Annotated in this window: 1 protein-coding gene; it reads left to right on the top strand. The window is 36.8% G+C overall.

The window, feature by feature from the left end; translation table 11 throughout:
* Window positions 1–472, top strand: a 472-nt coding sequence (locus AC1D2Q_RS29565; RefSeq protein ID WP_477815555.1) for a DUF2059 domain-containing protein, incomplete at its 5' end; no start/stop codon positions are given.
* Window positions 473–533 lie beyond the last annotated feature (61 nt).

Below are 533 nucleotides of genomic sequence, written 5' to 3'. Positions count from 1 at the left end.
TATTGGCATTATCTTTTTATCAACTACCAGCCTAAAGGCACAAACAACTACCGATTCATTTACGCCATCGCATTTAAAAGCAGCAGAGCAATATTTAATTGCAACCGGTATAAACACGCAGTTTGAAGGAATTATAGATAATATGATCAGCGCATCAAGTGCGCAAATTCCAGAAGCACAACGACCAACATTTTTAAAAGAAATGAGGGTGTTTATGAGCAAATATTACACCTGGGATACGCTGAAAGATCGCTTTGCCAAACTGTATGAATCTGAGCTTTCTGAAGTGGAGCTTAATCAACTGTCCACCTTTTATAATTCACCGATTGGTAAAAAAATAAGCTCAAAAACACCCCTCTTAATGCAAAAAAGCATGGCTATTGGGCAACAAACAATTGCTGTTCACAGGTCAGAACTTGAGCAAATGATGAAAGACGCTTTTCAAACGATAGAAGCCCCTGCTAAACAATAAATTAACCGGTAACAATTTGTAACTAATAATTTCGTTTAGCATCTTAGCATAAAATATTCCC

Source organism: Pseudomonas sp. P1_A1, from assembly GCF_056406935.1.
This window is presented reverse-complemented; position numbering and strand designations above follow the sequence as displayed.